Origin of the sequence: uncultured Ruminococcus sp. (genome assembly GCF_946415235.1) — a bacterium.
GTDB lineage: Bacteria > Bacillota > Clostridia > Oscillospirales > Ruminococcaceae > Ruminococcus.
This window is the reverse complement of the sequence record NZ_CAMKRR010000040.1, coordinates 1-23,564: the sequence shown is the minus strand read 5'-3', so window position 1 is coordinate 23,564 and position 23,564 is coordinate 1. Positions and strand designations below refer to the sequence as shown.

Below are 23,564 nucleotides of genomic sequence, written 5' to 3'. Positions count from 1 at the left end.
CTAATGCGTCAGAGACAGAAACTTTGATTGGAAAAATCTTAGTTGTTGCCAAATCTTATCCTGTCCCTCCTTGATTTCTGCAATGTCCTCGGCATAGATGTGGTTGGTGCTGTTTACTCTGACAGCTACCTGATTGATGTTGCTTGCAATATTGCTGATAAGTCTGTTGAGTTTCTTCAGTTCGTCCTCGCTGATGTGAATGATGTATCCCTCAAAGATCATTGCCCTGACAAACTCGCTCCGTGACCTCAGTCCGCTGTTACGAAACTTTCTCTCGATGGCTTCATACTCCTCCTGCGTTAAGCGTATCTGCATATATCGAATATGCTTCTCTGATTTGTCGATTTTTATCTCTCCTTTCTTTACGGGGTTTTAGGGGCAGAGCCCTCTGACAAGCTGTGCATCGCCGTATTCAATTCTCAAAATTGTAATGCGGAGATGCCGTGCTTGCGAACTTTGATTTGCCCCTGTCGGGGCAAAGTCAATATGAGCCTTCGGCTCTGTTGAGTTTCCTCTCTCCGTCAGAGGAATTGGAGCTGTGCGACTTCGGCTGCAATGCCCCCTCACTTACCTAATAAGAAAAAGATATTTTCGGGAAAGAAAAACGCAAAAGTTCACAGAAAGTTTACAATTATAAAGGCGTATGCTACTACTTTCCGAACATAGTAATGCTTTATTCCGAATCTGATTGATGAACTCCGTCCGATATGATAAAATAATAATGAAGAAACCTCGCCGCTCTGTGTATCCAGAGGAGCGAGGTCTGCGGTCGATATTCACCCTGTTCTGACATACATTCAGGACGGGACATTTGATTATATGCGGAGGTGGTTTCAATGGACCAGGAAAGAATTATTTACATACTCGACTATCTTTCGAGATATACTGATGAGAACAAGGCAGTATCCATCAAGGAAATACAGGAACATCTTGCTCATGCCTGCAACCTGACAAGGGTGAATGATGTGACCATACGCCGTGACCTTGATCGTCTAACCAGTGCAGGAAATCATATCGTCAAATATAGCCGTGAGCATAACACGGCTTACTATGCTCTGATAGACAAGGGATTCTCCTTTAACGAGATACGTTTCCTTGTTGATTCGGTATCTATCAATAAGTTCCTGACAGCTACTCAGAAGAAAAAGCTGATAAAGAAGTTTGAGGGTATGTGTTCCGATGCGGAGATCAGGCAGCTCATCAGCAGGATCACGCTCAATGAGAGATGTTCACCGTCACTCGATCTGCTTGAGAACTTAGACTTGATACATCGCCTGATTGCTGACCGTCGGAAAATCAATTTTGAGTACGGCAAATATGATACCGACAAGTGTATGAAGTATTATAAGAAGAAGCGTGAACTCCTGCCTGTTAAGGTCATCTACTTCAAGGAGCGTATCTACCTCAAATGCTATAATGAAGCTGAGGAGCGTTGGCGTATCTATCGTGTTGATCGTATGAGGTATATTGAGGGCGGTGAAGTATCCCGTACACGTCTTCCTAAAGAGAAAAAGAAGGAGGGCTTCGTAACCGATATGTTTGAGCCGGAATACTTTGAATATGTAAAGCTCAGGGTAAAACGGTTTCTGCTTGACGATATGCTTGAACACTTCGGTGACTATGCTTCGATTTCCCCATACTCCGAAAAGGACGAGAGCGTTATCATAACTGTTCATGTCGGCATCAACCGGAGGTTCTATCTTTGGGTATTGAGCTATGGGGACGGTATCGAGCTTCTATCACCTGAGAAAGTAAGAGAAGGTTATCTGAGTGAGGTCAGAAAAATGCTCGGAGCATACCCTGAGTTTACTGAGTGACAACTTTTTGACGGCTTTTACTGCAACTCACAAGCAACTCTTGTGCAACCCCATAATATGTGATCTGTCCCTTGACACTCATATTCCATTGTAGTATAATAGAACAAGTGTGAAAATCAGGAGGTTATAACTATGATGGAAGCAATCACGGTCGGGGCTAAGATCAAGATGACAGCGAGTATCACTCAGGATTATCCGGTCGGCTCTACGGCAACGATCATTTACATAGACGAGATGGACAATGTGTTCGTGGAATGGTCTGACGGTAAGCTGTCATCGTTCTCGGATAAACAGGTATTGAACAGCTTTGAGCGAATTGGAGCTTAATGAAATGCAGTCGGCAGCAATGTCGACTGTTTTCTTTTCTGCCGATTGACCTTTCCGTTCCGGTGTGGTATAATTAATCTATAATCTGCTTTGCTTGGGAGTGATACGATATGGCAGTCTACATAGTCTTTGACGTTGAAACGCCCAATCGGGCAAATGACCGAATGAGTGCGATAGGCATATCTGCAATCAAGGATAACAAAATCGTGGCGAACTATTTTTCTCTCGTTGATCCTGAAACTCACTTCGACTACTTCAACACTCAGCTCACTGGCATAGATGCGGATAAGGTCAAGGGCGCTCCGAATTTTGCAGAGCTGTGGAAGAAGATAGAGCCTATCATGAGCAAGGGTATTCTCGTTGCCCATAATGCTGTGTTCGATATGAGCGTTCTCCGTGCGTGTCTGCGTGATTACGGTATCTCTTGGAAACCGACTGCGGAATACCTTTGTACGGTCCAGATCGGCAGGCGTGTTCTGCCGGATATGAAGCATAACCTCAATGTGATGTGCGATCACTACGGTATTGCTCTCGATCATCACCAGGCAGACAGCGATAGTCATGCCTGTGCGGAGATACTGCTGAGGTACATGGAAAGCGGTGTTGATGTGAGAGAATATGCGAAGGAATACCGACTATAAATATAAGCGATTATCTGAGCTGTTGCTATAAGCAATGGCTCTTTTCTTTTTGGTGAATTCCGCAGAATCACAAATTTTGTCTATCTGAAATGGTATAATGAAAATTTTAGGCAAAACCTTTCCAGAACATGAAATTCTGTCGAACTGATTTGGTATAATTAGGATAGACAAGCATACAGCTCGGTTTTTGTACGATCATTGACAGTTCCATACAGACAGGTCGAAAGATACTAAGTCTATGGGAGGTGGTAAACGTGTACTGGACAATGATAATAGATCTCGCTCTGCATTGATTGCCTTGCGGATTATCTATGCTGTTACAAAAATTGAGAAGTAGTATGCGGCTTCAACGGCATAAGGGCGGTCTGTGCAGTAACAGGCCGCCTTTTCTTGTGTGTGTGTTGTGATAGATAGATGAAAGATATGTGATGTGTGGAACACTTGTAATTGTATTCCGATTGCATATTTTCATCGTAGATACAGTGCTTTAAGGAGTATAATCGTTCAGATGAACGAAAAAGGAAAAAAGCTCAAAATCTCTGGAAAATTGGCGGTTTTCAAAAATCAGGGTGTTTCAGTACTGAAACACTTGAAACGACGCTATATCTTGCTTTTTCGCGCGTTATGGTTCATAATGGTAGTATGCACGTTCAAGGGTGTGCAGTCCATATAGTGAACCTATTGCGCAAGGGGTTACTCGATCACTGTATGGAAACTGAATAGGATTCAATCAAATGAACGAGTGATGTTTGGTTGTCGGACGGTTTATGCCGAATGACAGTCGTACTGTGTTCATTTGTACATTTCCGTCCGGCAGGAAAGGACGGAGATGTTTTATGGAGTATACATACAAAGTTCGACAGGAAATACCGGACACCGAAAGTGAAGAACTGGCAAGATACGAGCTTGAAGTCTTTGGGACAACAAAATACGCAGATCAGTTGAAAGACACATTGCCGATTGTAATATCCCGATATATGGAGGAAGCTAAGATCGGCACGAACAAGCTGTCTCGGCTTACTGGAATCCCCAAAGCCACAATCACCCGTTACTGCAATGGAACTGCACGGTATCAGGAAGATTATCTGTGTGCGATATGCATAGCGCTCAGGCTCAAACCCGTAAAGCAGAGATATTTGCTCGGAAGACTGCGGCATCATCTGCGTGACGGTATAGTCGAGCATACTGTCAGGAGCTATATCATAAGAGAATATCTTGACGGCTGCTATTATGATGATAGTCTGACTGTGGCATTTTGCAATGATCGCCTGATCGCTAACAAGGAAAGACCGCTTACAAAGCTCACCTCTGAAACGGAGGGCAAGCGGTAATGAATAAGTTCTTCTACAAACACTTCGGTGATGATGTTCCTGCATCCATAGAAAATGAGTATAACAGGCTTCTGATACAAGAATATAACCAGAACGTCAGGGAGTATAGGAATCGGGTGCAGACATTGGATTTTTATGAAGTGGCTGAGTTTTTCCCTGATCCTGCCTCACTCCCTATGTATGAACTTGAACAGGAGAAAGAACGCCTGCACCACAAAAGACTTGAGTATCTGCCGAAAGCATTACAGCTTCTGAAAATAGAATATCCTGAGCTGTATGTCCTTGTGATCGAATACTTCTTTGCCCAGGATAAGGTGACATTGGCTACTTTAGCAGAGGTTCATGCTATGAGCGTAGATAAAATCAGGTACAGAATCGGACTTGCCAAAGTAAAGCTAAGAGAATATTACGATTTGCACGAAAAGATGAACTAAGATTTGTTTACATTGACGATTTTTCTTTTCGACAGCAAAAAAATCGTGAAAATCTTTCCCGAAAACGCAAATTTCTCATTAGGTATATAGAGGGCGTTGGTTCTGAATGATTCCCGAAGGACTGACAAGCTCTCGATCCTCCTTTCGTTATGAAGGGTTATATATAAGGGCTTCGGAGCGGTGCGGTTTCTTTTGTCCATTTTCAGACTGTGCCGTTCCATATAAGCCCGATCCGAATGTATTGCTTTTTCTAAGCATAATTGACTCCTTTCACTGAGACAGCAGAGATGCTGTCGGGAGAGCCTGAGCTTCGGCTTGGGTTCTGCCTAAAACATCTCTAAATATGATTGTTCCATTTCTCCTATTTTCAAATAGACAGCGTTATGCTGTCCTCCTGTGTCGGGGGCGGAGTTCCGTTCCCGACAATATGCAGGAGTTCATTTTCAAACACAAAACACCGACAAGAGAGAAAGAGGGTGTTCTATATGAATGAAATCACAATAGCTGTGAAATTCGATAACGATAATCCTACTGTCAGCGGACGGGAGCTTCACGCAGCTCTTATGGTTGATACTCGATATAATGACTGGTTCAAGCGTATGTGCGAATACGGTTTTATCGAGGGAAAGGACTTTTACTCATTTTTGAGTAAAACCTCAGATGGTGGTAGACCGTCAAAAGATCATCAGCTCACCATTGATATGGCAAAAGAACTGTGTATGATTCAGCGTACCGAGATTGGCAAACGCTGCCGTGAATACTTCCTGAATCTTGAACGTCAGTGGAACAGTCCTGATGCTGTTATGGCAAGAGCATTGCAGATCGCAGACCAGAAACTGGAACTTGCCAAACAACAGAATGGAAGTCTGATCGAGACAACTGCTGTTCAGGCAAAGCAGATAGAGGAAATGAAGCCAAAAGCCAATTATTACGATGTCGTGTTAAACTCCGCAGGACTAATGCCCATAAGCACTATAGCAAAGGACTACGGCAAATCTGCGGTATGGCTGAACAAATGGCTTCATGAACATGGCATACAGTATAAAATGGGTACTGTATGGCTTCTCTATCAGAAGTATGCTGACAGAGGTTATGTACAATCAAAGACTTTCACAGTCTTAGACAGCAATGGCGATTCTATCGCCAAACCCAGTACACAATGGACGCAGCGTGGAAGACTATTTATATATGAGCAGTTAAAGAAAGAAGGTATCCTGCCATTAATTGAGCAGGACGATAGCTGAAACGCTGTCGGGAGTATCCGTTCTGCGGCATGACGGATACTGCCCACGGTGCTTCACACACACCTCCTTGTTTTGAACGACGGCTGATGTGCCGTCGGGAGCTTCTATTCCTCGGAGTAGGAGCTGCCAACAGTACATCAATCTTTGGGCATAAAAATAACCGACAGACGATGTACGCTGACCTCTGCGGTCGGTATCAGTATCTTGAAAACTGAATATGAAACATCAACGCTAATTGTTTTCTGTTTCTTCCTCTTGAGAAAGGAGTTTTTTCTTTATGGATGAAAGAATTGAAACCAATGAACCGGAACAGACAGAGGAAAGCGTGTACCACACGATGTTTGCTGATTATCCTGACTTGGTCGATGTGAATCAGCTATGTGAAATGCTTGGTCTTAAATACAAGACAGTCTGTAAGTTCATCAGAGAAGGCAAGATACCTCGTATGCCTGATGGTCGAAAGATTAGAGTGGCAAAAATCGAGGTTATCAACTATGTTCTGCAACGCGCACAAAAATGACCTGTGATATACAAGCCGATGCGCTGAAAATAGAGAAAATGGCAAAAAGGCGGTAATTAGTCTTGCATTATATTATGATTCGCGCTATAATGGTATAGTCAACAGCAGACTTCTACCGCTTTCAACTCAAAGGAGGATAAAAATAATGAAAGCAAGTCTGCCTTATAAGTACATAACCGCCGTAAAGAACGGCAAACAGTATGTCGTTTTTGATTTCAAGGATAATGCAGGAAAGCGTAAGCGCAAATGGGTGGCAACAGGTCTGCCTGAGAAATGTACTAAGAAAGCTCTGAATGAAGCTATTGAAAAGATAATAGCCGAATTTGCTAAGAACTGGAATAATAATCAGGTGATAATCAATGATACACCTTTAAAATGTCAGTCTGTTCTCGAAAGCAATAATGATGAAGCTGAAAACAACAGGAGTATCAGTAATTTCTTTTCCGAATGGCTTTCAGCCATAAAACCGAATATCGCGCGTACAACATATCAGAGTTATAATAAAGTGTCACGGCATTTCAATGAGTTTATGAGTGAGAAGTATCCCGATGTCACTCTTGATGATCTGAACCATTCACATATCCAGGCTTTTCTTAATAGTAAGCTGGATCGTGGATTAAAAGGAAGCTCATTGAAAATATTCTACCTCGGACTCCATTCAGCTTTTGCTTATGCTGTAAAAATGGAGATTCTGACACAACATCCTATGGATAAACTTGTTGTGCCGAGAGTGGACAGACATGAGGCGGTGTTCTATAATGAAGAAGAACTCGCTGAACTGTTTGAAGTGTTTAAGGGACACAGGCTTGAGCTTATTGTACATATTGCAGCTTACTACGGTCTGAGAAGATGTGAGATCCTTGGTTTGAAATGGGAGTCAATCGACTTTAAGAAAAAAACCATTACGATTGAACGTAAGATCGTCGAAGATTATGATGAGAATGGAAAAATGCAACTTTTTGTTGAGAACCGCCTGAAAACCAAAGCATCAAGAAGAACTCTTCCGTTGATTCCGCACATTGAGGAAATGCTTATTGAAAAGCGCAAAGCGGATGAGTACTATAGAAAGCTTGGTGGCAAGAACTATCATACAGAGTTTGATGGTTTTGTTTGCCGTGATTGTTACGGCAAACTTATTACTCCACATAAGGTTTCTAACAGTTTTTCACAGATTGTCAGGAAGAGAGGCTTAAAATTGCTTCGCTTTCATGATCTTCGTCACAGCTGTGCGAGCCTTTTGTTAGCAAACGATATTCCGATGAAAGCTATTCAGGAGTGGCTTGGTCATTCCAATTATACAATTACTGCGAACCTGTATAGTCATCTGGAGTATAATGCGAAGCTGGCTTCTGCTGCGACAATTGCAAGAGTCCTTGATAAAAAGAAAGATGATGCCACGCTTTCAGATAAGGGTGGTAAGGAAGAGAATAATAACTATTCGGACGAAACGAATCCTGCGTAGAGGAAGTTATATTATATAATGGTACGCAAACAGGAATGAAACAGAAAGTTTTAAAACAGAGTGATTTTGGTAGAAAAACTGGTAGAAATACAAAGCAGATGGAAGTAATATAGAATTCAAGAAGGTCTGCAAAGCACGAAACTACGAAGTTTACACGAACCGAAAATGCAAATGTTAATATAATGTGATAGATTCAGGCTACATTATATGGTATAATGGTATGGTACGAAAATAAGCATCTGAGAGGTGAAGCGAAATGATTGAAACAGAGAGATTAAAAATATATGCCGCTTCTCAGGATATCATGGAACAGTTCATTGAAGAGCAAAATGTGGATGTCCTGAAAGCCGCATATACAGAAATGCTGAACGGCTGTCTCAAACATCCGGATCAATGGGACTGGTATGCGATCTGGATGATTGAACTGCAAGACGGCACACATATCGGAGAACTATGTTTCAAGGGGCTTGCAGCAGACGGTATCGCAGAGATTGGATACGGTATCTCCGAAGCATACCAGAACAACGGTTATGCGACCGAAGCGGTCAAAGCGGTATTGGAATGGGCGTTTTCGCATCCGGAGGTTGCTGCTGTTGAAGCGGAAACAGACCCTGAGAATGCTGCTTCAAAAAGAGTGCTTGAGAAATGCGGATTTGCACTGAATGGAATCATCGGCGAAGAAGGACCGAGATGGGCAGTTTCCAAGTGCTGAATTTGAATATGAAAATGATCCCCCTCATCATTGGAACGCAGGTGTTCCTTTGGTGAGGGGATTTTTTCATTCAGGCTCTTTCATGGAATCATTTGTTGAAAGCGTATCAGATACAACAAATACCGTTCCGAGTACCATGATGACGAAAGCAATCATGTAAGTAATTGTCAGGGATTCACGCAGAAATATAAATGACAGCATCGCCCCAATAAACGGAGCAATCGCATAAAAGGCACTTGTTTTTGCTGCACCGAGCGTTTTCTGCGCCCTGATATATGTGAAGATACTCAGCCCGTATGCCACGAATCCAAGTAAGACCGCAGGCAGGATAAACCGTAGTTCAGGCAGTTTCTCGCCGAGTATCACTGCAACAATAAACGAGCCAGTCCCTGAACCGAAGCCCTTGATCGTCACGATCTGATAGGTGCTTTTATCCGAAATGCTCCTTGTGCAGTTATTTTCCAGTCCCCAGCAGGCAGTTGCTCCGAGAACAAGCAGAGAGCCGACAGAGAATGTAAAACTGTCCTCACCACCAAAAGAAAGAATGATGCTCGACAGCGTGATAAGACCGATTGCCACCCACAGCTTTCTGCTGACCTTCTCCTTGAAGATAAACAGGGCTATGAGCGTTGTCGCAACGATCTCAAAGTTTCCGAGCAGTGAAGCATTTGCGGAAGTACCGAGTTTCACACCGAGCATAAGAAGTATTGGTGCTATGATGTCAAGCAGAACCATTCCGACCGTGTATGGAAGATCTTTCTTTTCAAGCCGTTCCGTCTGGGCTTCGTGTTTATGGTGAAACAGGTACATGATGCCGACACCTGCCCCTGCACCGAGATAAAGCAAAGCCGCCATAAAGGTAGGAGTGATCTTGTCGAGCAGAAGCTTTGAGCATGGAACATTCAAAGCATAGAACACCGCCGCCGCTATTGCATAGCAGACTGCTGCTGCTTTTTCATTCTTCATATCCGTTCAAGGCAGATGATCTGAGCATAAGCGTCAGACTTGTCAAATGCTCTTTTGAAGCCGTATTCTGAAAAGTTGGCGTTCATTTCATCGGCGGTGTATATCCTGCCATTGATCTTGTGTATATCGAGAGCGGTATTCAGCACTTTACGTATGGGAAGCGGCAGCTTCGGATCGGCAATATACAGTCTGCCGCCTTTTTGGAGAAGCCTTGCACATTCTTTAGAAAAGCCGTCTTTGTCTGGAAAATGATGATATGCCATACACGCCACGATCACATCAAAACTGCTGTCCTCAAAGGGCGTATTGTCGCAGGAGCAGTTTATAATCTGCATATCGGGGCATTTCTTTCTTGCCTGTTCAAGCATCTTTTCCTCAACATCTATACCATAACCGCTGATACTGCATCTCTGCGAAAGGCGGTGAAGTATCGTTCCAGTTCCGCAGCCCATTTCAAGAACTGTCATTCCGTCCGTCAGCTGCACATTCTCGTTCACAAGGGTATAGAACTTTTCCGAGAGCTTTCCCTCGTAGCTGTCATCGTATTTCTCTGCTTTTTTGTCGAATTTGAAATCTTTTTTCTCGCTCATGGTATGTCCTCCTTGACAAACAGCTTGCTTTATGATATTATTTATTCAATACCGAACATCTTGTCCTATATTAATACTAACACATATTACCCGATAATTCAATAACCGATTATCCGAAAAAGTACGTTACTGAACAAAAAGCCGATTTTGTACGGAAAGGAGCATATCATGGACAGAAGGCAGCGCAGAACGAGAAGCCTGATATTTACGGCGTTCTCTGCCTTGCTTGAACGAAAGAGCTATTCCTCTATGACCGTTCAGGACATCATAGATGAAGCAGACATTGGGAGAAGCACATTCTATGCTCATTTTGAGACAAAGGACGAGCTTCTCAAAGCGTTATGCAACGATATATTCGATCATGTTTTCTCCGCAGAGATCATGAGCGAGGAACATCACGATTTCTCGCACCACAGCTCATTCCGTGACAGGATAACGCATATCCTCTATCATCTGCAGGAAAAACAGCAGAGCATCAGAGGATTATTCAACGGAGAGTGTGGTGAGATATTTCTTCGCTATCTGAAAGAATATCTCTGTCAGGTATTTGACGAGCATATCACAATCAAAGATGATGTGCCTCATGATTATGCCCTTGACCTCGCTGTCAGCGGTTTTGCCGAGACGGTCAGGTGGTGGCTGAAAGGTCACAGCGAGTATACGCCTGAACAGATGACTGACTATTTCTTTTGCTGTACGAATATTCTCTAAACGAAAACACGTCACATCTGATGCACTTGCGGCTCACTTCGGTGAGCCGTTATTTTTTTTGCCCGTTTTGGCTTGATGAATTGGTAGGATTATGGTATAATGGAATGGTACGAAAAAACATTATTCCAAGCTGCAATGAAGATAATAAGGGAGAAAACGATGATATCTGATGTTTCTGACGCTATATATGATTCCTTGCTGAAAGCAACCAGAGAAGCTGTAAAAAAGCTTTTTCAAGTAAATGAACACTTTTACTATTGCTCTCTGATGATGCTTGAAGATGCAACTCCGTGTATTTCTGCTTGCTCTGAGGAAGCTCTTGCAGAAACAGTCAAGAATAGTAACGGCAGATACACCGCAGATGATTTGAGATGGTCGTATGCAGATTCTCCATATTTCGGATATGGTTTTCAGGAGTATTTTAAATCACTGGATGCATTCTATTGTGAGCATATGAATAGAATCTCAGATGATGAATATGATGCTGCAATTGAAATGTGGCTTTCCCTCATGGAAAGGGTTATGAAAACGCTTGATGAAGAAGGGATGTTCGGTACCTCCGATAATCGAAAGAAAATTTTCATTAATGCGGAATATATGCCTCCGGATGTTTCAAACGTTGAACGCGGACGCAGATTGAATCCATTGGATATTTTTGAAAGATGGTATAAAGAGAACTGGGATGAATCAGACAGCGAGGATATTGGTGAATACTACTATGCGCTTAATCACCCGAAGATGTGCAAAGTTATCGTAACACAATCAATAACAGATAAGAAAATAGCGATGAAAATTCGCAAGGATTTCAACGTTCCAATGGGAATAGGAGAGTTTCTGATGTTTTGCAAGCACACTCCCTGTACTATAAATGACAACTTCTCTTATAATTACGGCAAAGAACTCATCTCAAGGGAGCCAATGTACTCAGAAATCATTTCTATAATAGAGAAATAATGCAATAAACTATATATACTGATTATCGCAGCTTTCATTTCTATTATGTGAAAAAACTACCCCAATTCCTTAGTAGTAAAACACCCTGTGTTTACTACCATTTTTACTACTAACGATGTCCTTAGAATGCTAAGATTTGCCGCAATTTGCCGAGTTCGCCGTGATTTTTGACAGAATCAGTACACCCGTTCGTCAAATTATACAAGGGCAAATCGCGGCAAAACACGGCAAATCACGGAGGTTTAAGCCCATGATAAAAGTAATGTTTGTCTGCCACGGCAATATCTGCCGCTCACCTATGGCTGAATTTATAATGAAAAAGCTTGTCTCAGAAGCAGGGCTCAGCGACAGCTTTTGTATCGCTTCAAGTGCCACAAGCAAAGAAGAGTTGGGAAATCCTGTTTATCCTCCTGCACGCGCTGAACTTTCAAAGCACGACATAGGCTGTGCAGGAAAAACTGCAGTTCAGCTCAGAAAAGCGGATTACGAAAAATATGAATACTTCATTGGTATGGATACAGCCAATATTCGCAATATGAACCGTATTTTTGGTAGCGACAGAGACAGCAAAATATACAAACTGCTTACCTTTGCAGGCAGAGGCGACGACGTTTCAGATCCTTGGTACAGCCGCGATTTTGGCAGAGCTTACGCAGATATTGAAGAAGGCTGCAAGGGACTTTTAAATAGCCTTCTGAAGCATTAAATGTACGCATACAATGTAACAGCCAAGTCAAAGCAAATATTAACAGAATTTCTTAAAAACTATGAGGACGGCTCTGTGCCGTCCTTTAAATTTAGCAACTTTTGATTAGTTTCTAACAGAACATTATGATATAATTTTTTATGTTGTATGTATATATTTCAAATTATTGTTTTTATTATTTGATGTATTAAAAGTATAGACTATGCTACAATTAGGAGGAACAGCGATTATGAAAAAGAAAACGGTATTATTTGCTTTATGTTTTATGTGTGTTGGTTTATGTGCTTGCGGCACTAAAACCGATAATACAGTTTTACAGCAGGCACAATCAAGCTCTGTAACAGAGACTGAGCAGATAAACAATACAACAGAGCCGACTCAATCTACTCAAACAGAGGATACCCTGCATAATCAAACTGAGGATGTTCAGTCTTATAAAAACAAGGAAACATCATCAGAGCCAAGCGAAGCAGAAGCTATTACAGAAGATCAGGCTTTGAATGCAATCAAGAATTATTGCTTCACAAAGAATCCTGATTTGAAAAATATGGCGGATTCGGACGAATACACTGTTTATTGGGAGGTCACAACAAATGATGCCAATGAAATAGTTGTGTTATACAGATCCTATACTGGTGCACAAAACCGCTATTACATTGAGCCTGTTTCCGGAGAAACATATGTTACCGAATTGGTTCCTGGAATAATAGATGAAGAACAGCGTACAGAAGAAAGTCTTAATATAAGAGATTACTTAGCTTAATAGCCACATAATAAAAAGGTACAGATTATTATCATCTGTACCTTTTTTATGTTACTGTGGTTCGAGTTCAGGCTCACTTGTTGTGATAACGTCCTCAATCTCGAATGTGATTATCTCCATTTCGGGAGCAGTGTATTTTGCTTTCATATTAACATTCCTTTCATTAATCAGCCTAAATATGCCTTTGCTGTATTTGCATAAACGTAAGTTGCCTTTGCTATATCAGTAAGAAGCTTGTTATCCTTGGCATTTGAATTATTCAGTACTCTGTGAACGTAAGACAGCGCGCAACAGCTGTAATCAGTTCCGTCGATAGTGATCTTACAGTGAGACTGCAACAGATAAGGACTCTAAGCAACGTAGAATAGGCATTTTCTTATTGTGCATTTTTACTCTTTCATGATAGGGAGGATTGCTAAAAATGGTTATAAAATACTAACGAATTTGCGATTGCTACTCTTGTTCCTGCCTGTGCTGTAATTAGGGTAGCAATTGTAATTACAGCTTCAGGTAAAAAACAGAAAAATTCCTGTATTTGTTGTGCAGAAGTTTTGACTGTAAATTTACGTTATTTATATGTATGGTGTACTTTTAATTTATTATAATACTTTAAAATGATAAGATATTGAGCCCCCACCAGCAAATTTACAATTTGTAATGTATAATCAATAAATTACGTTCTGAAAATCTAAGTGGATAAAATATATAAATCTCAAACTTCCATTTCCCACTATATTTGGTGTCATACACAAAAAGCTTCTATACTAATTGACATGTAGCCACATCAATGATATAATATGTTTAATTTCTTCTGTCAAATTTTGACAAAAAACGGGGTATGAATAATACAGCTTGTAATAATATACTTGCAATATACAAAATGAGTTAATTATAAGCATTAATTCCTTTTCTGTATTTGGTATTATTCGTTAAGTATCGTATTTTATGAAATTGTGATATAGTGGTGCTTTAGGGAAACATTCATCGGGGTAAAAAACAAATTTTAGTATTTAATTGCAGTTTTTATGTGAAGACTAATCTAAACTATAATTAGGGGGTATATTTATGAAAATTCCATTTTCACCACCTGACATCACTGAGGCTGAGATTGCAGAAGTAGCAGAGGCATTACGTTCAGGCTGGATCACAACAGGTCCCCGCGTAAAAGAACTGGAAAAAAGAATTGAAGATTATATAGGAGTGAATAAGGCTTGTTGTCTCAATTCACAGACCGCCTGCGCAGAAATGGCTCTGCGCCTTTTAGGCATAGGTGAAGGAGACGAAGTCATTACGTGCGCCTATACGTATACGGCTTCGGCTTCCGTGGTTTGCCACGTTGGGGCGAAGCTTGTTTTTGTTGATACTGATCCCGACAGTTTCCATATAAGCTATGATGCTGTGGAAAAGGCTATCACAGAAAAAACCAAGGCAATTATCCCTGTGGATCTTGGCGGAGTTCCATGTAATTATGATCGTTTGTTTGATATCGTTGAACGTAAGAAAGCCTTGTTCCGTCCTGCTAATAAGATGCAGGAAGCTATTGGCAGAGTTGCAATATGCGCCGATACAGCTCATGCATTCGGAGCGATAAGAAATGGCGTTAAAATTGGAAATATCGCTGACTTTTCATCATTCTCTTTTCATGCAGTAAAAAACCTTACAACTGCTGAAGGCGGTGCTCTTACATGGAGGCCGATTGAAGGAATTAGTGATGAGGAAATATATCATCAGTTGCAGCTCTTTAGTCTTCACGGTCAGAGCAAGGATGCTTTTTCGAAGTACAAGCTTGGATCCTGGGAATACGATATTGTTGGTCCTTGGTTTAAGTGTAATATGACCGATGTCGTAGGCGCTATCGGTCTTAAACAAATTGAAAGATATCCGCAAATGCTCAGAAGACGTCATGAGATAATAAGAATGTATAATGAAGCAGTTATACCTCTTGGATTGGATACCCTATCTCATGTTACCGAAAATCATATTTCTTCAGGTCATCTTTATTTAACAAGGATACCTGATATATCTATAGAGCAAAGAAACGATATTATTGTTAAAATGGCAGAGCAAGGTATTGCAACTAATGTACACTATAAGCCATTGCCTATGATGACTGGATATAAGAAGCTCGGTTTTGATATTTCCGATTTCCCGAACGCTTATGCTCAATTTGCTAATGAGATCACATTACCGCTACATACTTCTCTTACAAATGAACAAGTTAGGTTTGTTATTGAAAACTATACTAAAATTCTTAAGGAGAATGTATTATGTGGCGTAAATGGGAAGATTTACCAGGCAGTATGAGGCTTCCTGAAGTAAAACCGTACTATGATATTTTAAAAAAGAAACGATTTCAATTAATATTAAAACGTATTTTTGATTTTACAGTTGCTCTGATTCTTTTGGTGGTTACGTTGATACCAATGGCGATAATCGCTATTTGCATAAAGCTTGATTCTTCCGGACCTGTTTTTTATAGGCAGGAAAGGATAACTACATACGGAAAAAAGTTCAAGATACATAAATTCCGAACAATGGTTAGCAATGCAGATAAGATAGGAACGGCTGTCACTGTAAGTGGTGACAGCCGTATTACTAATGTAGGAAAAAAACTGAGAAACCTTCGACTTGACGAACTTCCGCAGTTGGTTGACGTGCTTGAAGGTACTATGAGTTTTGTTGGAACAAGACCAGAAGCAGTTAAATATGTCGAGCAGTACCAACCGGAATTCATGGCAACATTACTTATGCCTGCTGGGATTACTTCGGAAGCAAGTATAAGGTATAAGGATGAATATAAGCTGCTTACTGCAGCTGAAGATGTTGATAAAGCATATATGGAAGATGTATTACCAGCAAAAATGGTGTGGAATTTAGAGTCTGTTAGGAGATTTAGGTTCCTTAGAGAGATTCTTACAATGTTCCGTACTGTAGCAGCTGTATTAGGAAAAGATTATAACTAAGGAGAAGATTAATGATTGATGGATTAGTCTCAATAATAATGCCGTCATGGAATACGGCTAATTTCATAGCGGAGTCTATTCAGTGTGTGATTGACCAGACATACAAAAATTGGGAATTACTTATTGTTGATGACTGCTCAACTGATAATACAGATGAAGTTGTCAAGCCATTTTTAGCGGATAAGCGTGTCAAGTATTTCAAGAATGAGAAAAACAGTGGTGCTGCATTAACACGAAATCGTGCAATGCGTGAGGCACAAGGCGAATGGATTGCTTTCCTCGATTCTGATGATCTCTGGACACCAGATAAGCTTATGTGGCAGATCAAGTTCATGAAGAAACATAACTTTGCTTTCTCCTATCATGAGTACGAAAAGATTGATGAAGAAGGAAATCCGTTGAATATTTATGTTAGCGGTCCAAAGATGGTAAATAAGAGAAGAATGTATAATTATGATTACATAGGACAGCTTACCATGATGTATAATGCGAAGCATTTCGGATTGATTCAAATCAAAGATATCAAGAAGAATAATGACTATGCAATTAGACTTCAGCTGTTTAAGAAAGATCCGGATACGCAATGCTATCTGTTGAAGAAAAATCTTGCTAAGTACCGAATTAGGAAGAAAAGCATCAGTCACGATAAGATAAGTAAAAAACTTCGCAGTCACTATGATTTATTTCATATGTGCGATGAAAAGCCAAGCGCAGTTGCTCTGTGGTATGCCTGCTGGAACATGTGGTATGGTTTCTTCAAAAAGAGTAACTATGAAAAAAGAATTTGAACCATTCAATATCAAAAACTATTAAGTACGAGGTATGTGATGAGAGTTTTACATATTAATTCAACAATATATATAAATAGTGGAGTCATGAGCGTGCTTATGAACTATTACAGGAACATAGATAGAGAAAAGGTTCAATTCGATTTCTTATATTTCCTGAAACCTGGTTTGAATTATAAGACATATGAAGAGGAAATTGAACTATTAGGAGGGAAAGCTTTCTTTGTCCCAAATTTCAAGAGGTTTATTAGTTTTAATAGGCAATTAAAAGCACTCTTAGTGGAACAGCACGAATATGATACGGTTCACATTCATGATCCTTTTGTAGTTCAGTTCATTTATCGAACTTTAAGACAATGTGGAATCAAGAACATAATTGTTCATAGTCATGCTACGCAATGGTCAGATAAAAAACTAAATGGTATTAGAAATAAAATAGTGTGTTTCCATCTTAATAGACATATTGATTATGCTTTTGCTTGTTCAAAAGCAGCGGGTGAGTTCTTGTATGGGAAAAACAGTAGTTTTATAGTTGTTAATAATGCAATTGATATAAATAGATATGGTTTTAATATTGGTGTTAGAAAATCTTTGCGCAAAGAATTAGCCATAGAAAATAAAGTTGTTTTTGGACATGTTGGAAATTTTAATCGGCAAAAAAACCATTCCTTCCTAATTGAGGTTTTCAAAGAAATCTCAACCATATTGCCAAATTCAGTCCTATTGCTAATCGGGGATGGACCGTTAAGAGAAGACATATTGAATAAAGTTAAAAAGCTAGGACTGAAAGACAAAGTTCTTTTTTGTGGAAAAAGGTTAGATGTAGAACGATATTATTCTGCTATGGATTGTTTGATTCTTCCGTCTTTATATGAGGGATTGCCAATGGTAGGTGTAGAGGCACAGAGTAACGGCTTGCCTATACTTATGTCTGACACGATTACAAGAGAAGTTGGTCTTATTAAGTACGCTTATATTTCATTGAATAAAGAACCAGCTGAGTGGGCTAAATGCGCGGTTAAACTTCTAAATGTTAGTGATAGTGAACGCTTGCAAGCGAAACATATAATTGAAGAAAAAGGGTTTTCTGTTCAGAAAGAAGCAGTTAAGTTGGTTGAAAAATATCAAGAAATGAGTAAAAAGTAGTCATGTGGATACATTTTTTGATTTTAATTTTAATGTGCTCAATTACATATTTAGGATGCCTACATAAAAAAAAGAGCAAGTACATGTATATTGGTTTGTTCTTTCTGTTTTATGTGTTTGCTGCATTCAGAAGCCTTGAAGTGGGAAACGATACTCAAGAGTATTATAGAATCTTTCGACTGATTTCTGACCAGCAATCACTGACTACGGCTTTAACTGTATCTAGATATGAAGCAGGGTATATTATTTATAATTATATTGTTTCGAGAGTTACAACCAATTTTCAATGGATTTTGGCTATTAATTCTGGTGTATACATAGGGGCTTCTATATGGTTTGTAAATAAATATTCTACTTCATTTAAAAAAGCTATAATTCTGTTTTTCTCTTTTGGTATGTATTACAACGTGATGAATATTGAGCGGCAGTGCATAGCCATAGCATTTTTTTTGATTGCGATTCCATTCTTGGAAAGGAAACAATACATCAGATATGTTTTATTAATAATGCTTGCATCTACTTTCCATATGATGTCTATAGTTTTATTGGCATTAGTGATTATTCCCAAAATAGACTTTACTAAAAAGGGCGATATTTTCAAATGGAGCGTCGTAGCAATAGTTTTTTTAGTCGCTTTAAACTATGGTGTTAACGGCCTCAAAGGTTATTTCCCATACTTATCGCACTATTTGACAGATTCAATGTATAGCGAAGGTGGGGTACGTATTGCAAGTATTGCCTTATGTGGAATTAGGATAATAAGTGTTGGACTGTTACTATTGGTAAATGGGGGGGGGTTATCGAATACTAGAGAGAATGAAACTGATACTGATACTGCAAATGTGTTCAATAAAATACTCCTTTTAGATTGTGTGATTTCTATTGCAACTATTGGTTTTAATATGTATGACAGAATTGAAAAATATGTGTGCATAGGGTTCATCGTTGCTATTGTAAACGCTATTGAAGCTGTTTCTGATAGATCAAATAGATCCATTATTTATGGCATTGTTTTTATTATGTCTTTTGGGTATTTAACGGTTTCTCTAATATATAGACCAGAGTGGTCCGGAATATTCCCATTCTCATTTTATAATTATTGAAATAAGAAAAGAGGACAAATATATGAAAAAAATTGATCCTGTATATGCTTCTTATAAAACAGCAAATTGGCTTTGGCATCATCACATTCCCGTGGTCCCTTTTATAATTAGAGGATTAATGCGAGTCATCTTTGCGTGCGATATACCATACAAAACTCAAATTGGAAAAAATTGTGAATTCCCGCATCATGCGCTTGGGATTGTAATACATCCATATGCAATAATAGGGGACAATTGCAAGTTTGAACAAAATGTTACCATAGGTGGTAGAAGCGGCTTAACAAAACTTCCTTGTATTGGAAACAACGTGATGATTGGTGCAGGGGCAGCAGTGATTGGGCCGGTCATTGTTGGAAATAATGTTCAAATAGGGGCTGGAGCTGTAGTTGTTAAAGATATCCCGGATAATTGCGTAGTAATAGGCGTACCGGCAAGGATAATCAAAAAAGATGGGGTGCGTGTATGAGAAATATCCTTTTACTTGATACTTCAGTTGGATCCTTAAATCAGGGTGATGATATTATTAATATTTCAATCAAAAAGAACTGGAAAGAGCTTTTTGAGAGAAACTACGTCATGAGATTAGCTACCCACACTCCAATGTATACAACGTTTCAGTCATTCCTATATAAAGATAAACTAAGTGTTTTTAAGAATGCGGACTACAAGTTTTTGTGTGGAACCAATGCCTTGTATACAAATATGTTGCGACCGCTTCCAACGTGGAACATTAACATAATTAATTGTGGACTTGTTGGTGGTACAATATGTCTTGGTGCTGGAATTGGCATAAATAGCCAAAAAGCCAATATTTATACAAGAATACTATATGATAAGGTTTTAAATCACGACTTTACGCATAGCGTAAGAGATAATAAGACCAAGGAATTTTTAGAGAAATTGGGGTTTAAGGCGGAAAACACGGGTTGTCCTACATTGTGGGGGCTTACACCCGAGCATTGCCAAAGCATACCTAAAAGAAAAGGAAATACAGTGGTTTTTACGCTTACATATTATGAAAAAGATCAAAAAAATGATAAACTAATGATTGATATATTATGTCGAAATTATGATCAAGTATTGTTCTGGCCACAATGTATCAAGGATCTTGAGTATCTATCGACTATTTATGACTTAAAAAAAATCAGGGTGATTTCTCCAACTATTGAGGGTTATGATATGGTTCTCTCTGGTGAAGGAGTTGACTATGTAGGCAATCGTTTGCATGGAGGAATATTTGCGTTACAGCATAAGTGCAGGAGCATTATTATATCTATTGATTACAGGGCGGAAAGGATGAGCGCTGATTATTCTTTTGAATGTATAAAGAGAGAAGATATCTCATCAGAACTGGATAAAAAGATTAATGCGAACTGGTCAACTGTCATTACTGGAATAGATTTCAGTAAGATTGAGTCTTGGAAAGGACAATTTAAAATATAAAGATGAATTCCAAATATAAAATCCTAGCATCTAACACTGCTATATTTGCTATCGGGAATATCCTCGTAAAATTAATAGCTTTTTTTTTGATGCCGTTATATACATCTGTTTTAACAACGGCTCAATATGGAGTAGCTGAGCTATTGAACAATACTATTGAAATAGTATTGCCTTTGGCTTCGCTTTGTATCGTTGAGGCTTTATATAGATTTTCAATCGATGAAGATGCTAATCATAGTGCTCTGCTAGTCAATTCTCTTTGCATAATGCTTATAGGCGACATTGTTGTTGGAATTGGTAGCTTTGTATGGTTCTATGTAGTTGGGTATGACTATGCTCTGCATTTCCTTCTGTTATTTGTTGCCACGTCTTTCTACAAGGTTACTACTCAATTTGCCCGTGGATTAGGACATGTAAAAAGATATGCATTATATGGTGTGTTAAACTCTTTGCTATTAGTTTTTTCGAATATAATACTATTGGTTTGGTTCAAGGGTGGTATCGCTGCTTATTTGACATCTTTTTCAATAGGATATGGAGTAAGCGGCCTGATTGCTTTTATTATTTCAAAAGAATTTAAGCATTTCGGCTTTAGGCAGTTTGATAGAGCACTGCTAGAAGAAATGTTGAAATATAGTATACCAAGCATACCAAATATGCTATCATGGTGGGTTAATAGTTTATCAGATAGATATATAGTACTCTTTTTCTGGGGATCTGGCATTACCGGATTATATACCGCAGCAAGTAAACTCCCGGCGATGATCAACCTTGTGACATCTATTTTTCAACAGGCTTGGCAATACTCCACAGCTATTGAGATTAATTCAAAAGATAATAAATCCTTTTTTTCAAATATACTTAGAGGGTACACATATGTCTGTGTGCTGGTATGTGGTGGCTTGTTGATTGTCAATAAATTATTGTGTATGATTTTGCTACGAGCTGACTTCTACGATGCCTGGAAATATGTTCCATTACTGCTTTTAGCGGCTACTTTTGGCTGCATAACAACATATTTTGGTACTTTTTATAATGCGTTAAAAAGCAATAAAATGTTAATGATTTCAACGCTTATTGGTGCTGTCAGCAATGTAGTTTTAAACTTTATTCTGATTCCTGTATTGGGTGGAATTGGTGCGGCAATAGCAACTGTTGTGAGTTATTTTGTTGTAATGATAATCAGAATAGTGAATGTTCGCCGTCTTATCGAAATAGACTTAAATAAAACAAAGTTTATATTTCAGTTGAGTTTATTGACATTATCAGCAATAATGGCGTGTTTATCGGGGGCTATTCCTATTATTATTACAGTCTTAAGTTTTGCCGCATTAGTTATCAGCGATTATAGACTACTATTTACGCTCGGAAAGTATTTGCAGAAAAAAAGAGAGAACTGTAAACATGTTTAAGATGGCGTATCTGAATATCCGGATACTTTCTTCGAGAAGGTTTAAAATTCCTTATGCCCAAAAAGGAGGCCAAAATCAATGAGAACCAAAACTCCTGACCCATCCACCGTACGTTCAACAGTAATACGCCTCCGGGTTACGGAGGCAGAAGTTGAACTGTTCAAAAGAAAAGCCAGAGAAGCTGGCTGTAAGTCTGTAAGTGAGTACATCAGATTAAGATGTATCGATGGTATTGGAACGATGCTGGAGAACAATACTATATTCGGCTAAAAAAGCAGGAGTTAAAGTTCGAATTGCACATTGCCACAAATGTGAGAATAAGGGTGAAGGCATATTCCATGCGCTTATAACCTGGTCAAGCAGCGCTGCAAGCTATGCAGAATGGGATTATCCGCTGATATTTGTTGAAGACAGGCTTATATGTGACGGGAACGGTATAAAGACCGGTGTTGAGTACGAAAATGCAGAGTCAGAGCCGAAACGAACGGTCGAGTATACTGACGGTTCAGCCGAGTTTACACTTGAAGGAAATCGTTTGTTCTGGAACGATTTGAAAGAGCATCGTGCAGATGATATGCTGTTCAGAAAATAATCTATTATCTGTCTGACCCTGATAGATTCAGGCAAACCAAACCGACAAAAATGGCAAGAATCATTATTAATACGTAACAAGACGCAAGTAATCACGAAAGGAGGTAAAAATGATTACGAAGAATGATCCTGACGTTATAAAAAACTGTCTTATCCGTGTACGTGTAACGGAAGAAGAACATGAACGTTTTATGAAACGTGCTCATGAACTTGGGTACAGGACCGTCAGCGACTTTATACGTACGCTCATTGATGATAAAACAGAGGAGAACGAAGAATCTGATGTCAGAAATGCTTCATGATTCTGAAATGCATTCTATAAGATTATCCCCTGCTCCATGACATAAGAATCAGTCACAGCAAGGATTTTGACCTTAACAATGACAATAGATCAGAAATGGCAGTCAAACTTTATAGGATTTATTGAATTGCGAAAAAATATTGGAAAGGTACGCTGCTTTAGATTTTTGTTCTTTATTTGTTACTTATTGTGGCAAAAAAACACTAAAAATCAGTAAAAATGAAATTAAACGAATTGCTCTGAAACGGCGAAATACAGGCAATTACTCGAAATAGCACAAATTACAAAAAGTGCTTTGGGTCTCTTCGAATCCCCTATGCTTCACCAGTACAAATAGCTGTAAATAGGCGTTTCTTCTGAGTGAGGGAACGCTTATTTATTTAACCCAATACAATAGTGTAAAGAATGAACTTTAATAATATTGATATCTTTGACGGCTAAATATTGAAAGACACTCGCTTTATTATTGCATAAAGTTTTGTTAGTTGAAGCAGCATAACTCAGGCAGATAGATCCTGTACACATACAGGTCAGGCGTTATACTGGATAAAAACAGAATGAGTCGGGCATATGTCCGGCTCATTCGTAAGCGTCAAATAAAGGACGTATTCCTCAAAGAAGGAATCTGGTGTATAATAA

The 23,564-nt window shown here is 39.3% G+C and carries 27 protein-coding genes; 24 read left to right on the top strand and 3 right to left on the bottom strand.

What is annotated here, in order from left to right:
* Nucleotides 1-315 (bottom strand): plasmid mobilization relaxosome protein MobC, encoded by a 315-nt coding sequence (gene mobC, locus Q0R37_RS08960; RefSeq protein ID WP_294753521.1) that lies wholly within the window; start codon nt 313-315, stop codon nt 1-3.
* Between the two features lie 521 nt (nt 316-836).
* Between mobC and Q0R37_RS08955 the strand changes: the two genes are divergently transcribed.
* The 9 genes from Q0R37_RS08955 to Q0R37_RS08915 all read left to right on the top strand — a co-directional run bounded on the left by Q0R37_RS08955 (nt 837) and on the right by Q0R37_RS08915 (nt 8,488).
* Entirely contained in the window at nt 837-1,817 is a 981-nt protein-coding gene (locus tag Q0R37_RS08955; RefSeq protein WP_294753519.1) for a WYL domain-containing protein, read from the top strand.
* A 132-nt stretch (nt 1,818-1,949) separates the two neighbouring features.
* On the top strand, nt 1,950-2,144 hold the full coding sequence (locus Q0R37_RS08950) for a hypothetical protein (protein WP_294753518.1): 195 nt from the start codon (nt 1,950-1,952) through the stop codon (nt 2,142-2,144).
* Nucleotides 2,145-2,254: 110 nt separating this feature from the next.
* Nucleotides 2,255-2,785 (top strand): 3'-5' exonuclease, encoded by a 531-nt coding sequence (locus tag Q0R37_RS08945; RefSeq protein WP_294753517.1) that lies wholly within the window; start codon nt 2,255-2,257, stop codon nt 2,783-2,785.
* 836 nt (nt 2,786-3,621) lie between these two features.
* Entirely contained in the window at nt 3,622-4,116 is a 495-nt protein-coding gene (locus Q0R37_RS08940; protein ID WP_294753515.1) for a helix-turn-helix transcriptional regulator, read from the top strand.
* A complete protein-coding gene (locus Q0R37_RS08935) occupies nt 4,116-4,550 on the top strand; it encodes a hypothetical protein (RefSeq protein WP_294753514.1) in 435 nt (144 codons plus the stop codon). The genes Q0R37_RS08940 and Q0R37_RS08935 overlap by 1 nt, the downstream gene beginning before the upstream one ends.
* Before the next feature lie 485 nt (nt 4,551-5,035).
* Entirely contained in the window at nt 5,036-5,794 is a 759-nt protein-coding gene (locus tag Q0R37_RS08930) for a phage antirepressor KilAC domain-containing protein (protein WP_294753513.1), read from the top strand.
* Between the two features lie 277 nt (nt 5,795-6,071).
* Nucleotides 6,072-6,314 (top strand): helix-turn-helix domain-containing protein, encoded by a 243-nt coding sequence (locus Q0R37_RS08925; RefSeq protein ID WP_294753511.1) that lies wholly within the window; start codon nt 6,072-6,074, stop codon nt 6,312-6,314.
* Between the two features lie 145 nt (nt 6,315-6,459).
* Nucleotides 6,460-7,776, top strand: a complete 1,317-nt coding sequence (locus Q0R37_RS08920) for a site-specific integrase (RefSeq protein ID WP_294753509.1) — start codon at nt 6,460-6,462, stop codon at nt 7,774-7,776.
* A gap of 256 nt (nt 7,777-8,032) precedes the next feature.
* Nucleotides 8,033-8,488 (top strand): GNAT family N-acetyltransferase, encoded by a 456-nt coding sequence (locus Q0R37_RS08915; RefSeq protein ID WP_294753507.1) that lies wholly within the window; start codon nt 8,033-8,035, stop codon nt 8,486-8,488.
* Between the two features lie 66 nt (nt 8,489-8,554).
* Here the strand turns inward: Q0R37_RS08915 and Q0R37_RS08910 are convergent, their stop codons facing one another.
* Together Q0R37_RS08910 and Q0R37_RS08905 are read right to left on the bottom strand one after the other, a co-directional pair.
* Nucleotides 8,555-9,454, bottom strand: a complete 900-nt coding sequence (locus Q0R37_RS08910) for a DMT family transporter (RefSeq protein ID WP_294753505.1) — start codon at nt 9,452-9,454, stop codon at nt 8,555-8,557.
* Nucleotides 9,451-10,044, bottom strand: a complete 594-nt coding sequence (locus tag Q0R37_RS08905) for a class I SAM-dependent methyltransferase (protein WP_294753503.1) — start codon at nt 10,042-10,044, stop codon at nt 9,451-9,453. The genes Q0R37_RS08910 and Q0R37_RS08905 overlap by 4 nt, the downstream gene beginning before the upstream one ends.
* Before the next feature lie 168 nt (nt 10,045-10,212).
* Here Q0R37_RS08905 and Q0R37_RS08900 point away from each other — a divergent pair, with 168 nt between their 5' ends.
* From Q0R37_RS08900 to Q0R37_RS08830, 15 genes are all read left to right on the top strand, one after another.
* The gene (locus Q0R37_RS08900; RefSeq protein WP_294753502.1) at nt 10,213-10,755 is read left to right on the top strand and encodes a TetR/AcrR family transcriptional regulator; all 543 of its coding nucleotides are present in this window, start codon (nt 10,213-10,215) and stop codon (nt 10,753-10,755) included.
* Nucleotides 10,756-10,854: 99 nt separating this feature from the next.
* A complete protein-coding gene (locus Q0R37_RS08895; RefSeq protein WP_294753500.1) occupies nt 10,855-11,709 on the top strand; it encodes a DUF4303 domain-containing protein in 855 nt (284 codons plus the stop codon).
* 250 nt (nt 11,710-11,959) lie between these two features.
* Nucleotides 11,960-12,415 carry a low molecular weight protein-tyrosine-phosphatase gene (locus tag Q0R37_RS08890; protein WP_294753498.1) on the top strand — a complete coding sequence of 152 codons (456 nt, stop codon included), beginning with the start codon at nt 11,960-11,962 and terminating at the stop codon, nt 12,413-12,415.
* A gap of 229 nt (nt 12,416-12,644) precedes the next feature.
* Nucleotides 12,645-13,178 (top strand): hypothetical protein, encoded by a 534-nt coding sequence (locus tag Q0R37_RS08885; RefSeq protein ID WP_294753496.1) that lies wholly within the window; start codon nt 12,645-12,647, stop codon nt 13,176-13,178.
* Between the two features lie 1,065 nt (nt 13,179-14,243).
* On the top strand, nt 14,244-15,482 hold the full coding sequence (locus Q0R37_RS08880; RefSeq protein ID WP_294753493.1) for a DegT/DnrJ/EryC1/StrS family aminotransferase: 1,239 nt from the start codon (nt 14,244-14,246) through the stop codon (nt 15,480-15,482).
* Nucleotides 15,446-16,141: a sugar transferase gene (locus tag Q0R37_RS08875; protein ID WP_294753491.1), complete on the top strand. Its 696-nt coding sequence runs from the start codon at nt 15,446-15,448 to the stop codon at nt 16,139-16,141. The genes Q0R37_RS08880 and Q0R37_RS08875 overlap by 37 nt, the downstream gene beginning before the upstream one ends.
* Before the next feature lie 11 nt (nt 16,142-16,152).
* Nucleotides 16,153-16,929: a glycosyltransferase family 2 protein gene (locus Q0R37_RS08870; RefSeq protein WP_294753490.1), complete on the top strand. Its 777-nt coding sequence runs from the start codon at nt 16,153-16,155 to the stop codon at nt 16,927-16,929.
* Between the two features lie 39 nt (nt 16,930-16,968).
* Nucleotides 16,969-18,075, top strand: a complete 1,107-nt coding sequence (locus Q0R37_RS08865; protein ID WP_366517416.1) for a glycosyltransferase family 1 protein — start codon at nt 16,969-16,971, stop codon at nt 18,073-18,075.
* Between the two features lie 83 nt (nt 18,076-18,158).
* Complete coding sequence (locus tag Q0R37_RS08860) at nt 18,159-19,178, top strand: EpsG family protein (protein WP_294753484.1); 1,020 nt, start codon at nt 18,159-18,161, stop codon at nt 19,176-19,178.
* Between the two features lie 22 nt (nt 19,179-19,200).
* Complete coding sequence (locus tag Q0R37_RS08855) at nt 19,201-19,644, top strand: DapH/DapD/GlmU-related protein (RefSeq protein WP_294753482.1); 444 nt, start codon at nt 19,201-19,203, stop codon at nt 19,642-19,644.
* Entirely contained in the window at nt 19,641-20,621 is a 981-nt protein-coding gene (locus tag Q0R37_RS08850; protein ID WP_294753479.1) for a polysaccharide pyruvyl transferase family protein, read from the top strand. Before Q0R37_RS08855 ends, Q0R37_RS08850 begins: the two co-directional genes overlap by 4 nt.
* A gap of 2 nt (nt 20,622-20,623) precedes the next feature.
* The gene (locus Q0R37_RS08845; protein ID WP_294753476.1) at nt 20,624-22,033 is read left to right on the top strand and encodes a polysaccharide biosynthesis C-terminal domain-containing protein; all 1,410 of its coding nucleotides are present in this window, start codon (nt 20,624-20,626) and stop codon (nt 22,031-22,033) included.
* A gap of 78 nt (nt 22,034-22,111) precedes the next feature.
* Complete coding sequence (locus Q0R37_RS08840) at nt 22,112-22,303, top strand: hypothetical protein (RefSeq protein WP_294753475.1); 192 nt, start codon at nt 22,112-22,114, stop codon at nt 22,301-22,303.
* Nucleotides 22,260-22,625, top strand: a complete 366-nt coding sequence (locus Q0R37_RS08835; RefSeq protein ID WP_294753472.1) for a hypothetical protein — start codon at nt 22,260-22,262, stop codon at nt 22,623-22,625. The genes Q0R37_RS08840 and Q0R37_RS08835 overlap by 44 nt, the downstream gene beginning before the upstream one ends.
* Before the next feature lie 109 nt (nt 22,626-22,734).
* Complete coding sequence (locus tag Q0R37_RS08830; RefSeq protein ID WP_294753470.1) at nt 22,735-22,926, top strand: hypothetical protein; 192 nt, start codon at nt 22,735-22,737, stop codon at nt 22,924-22,926.
* Nucleotides 22,927-23,564: the final 638 nt, after the last annotated feature.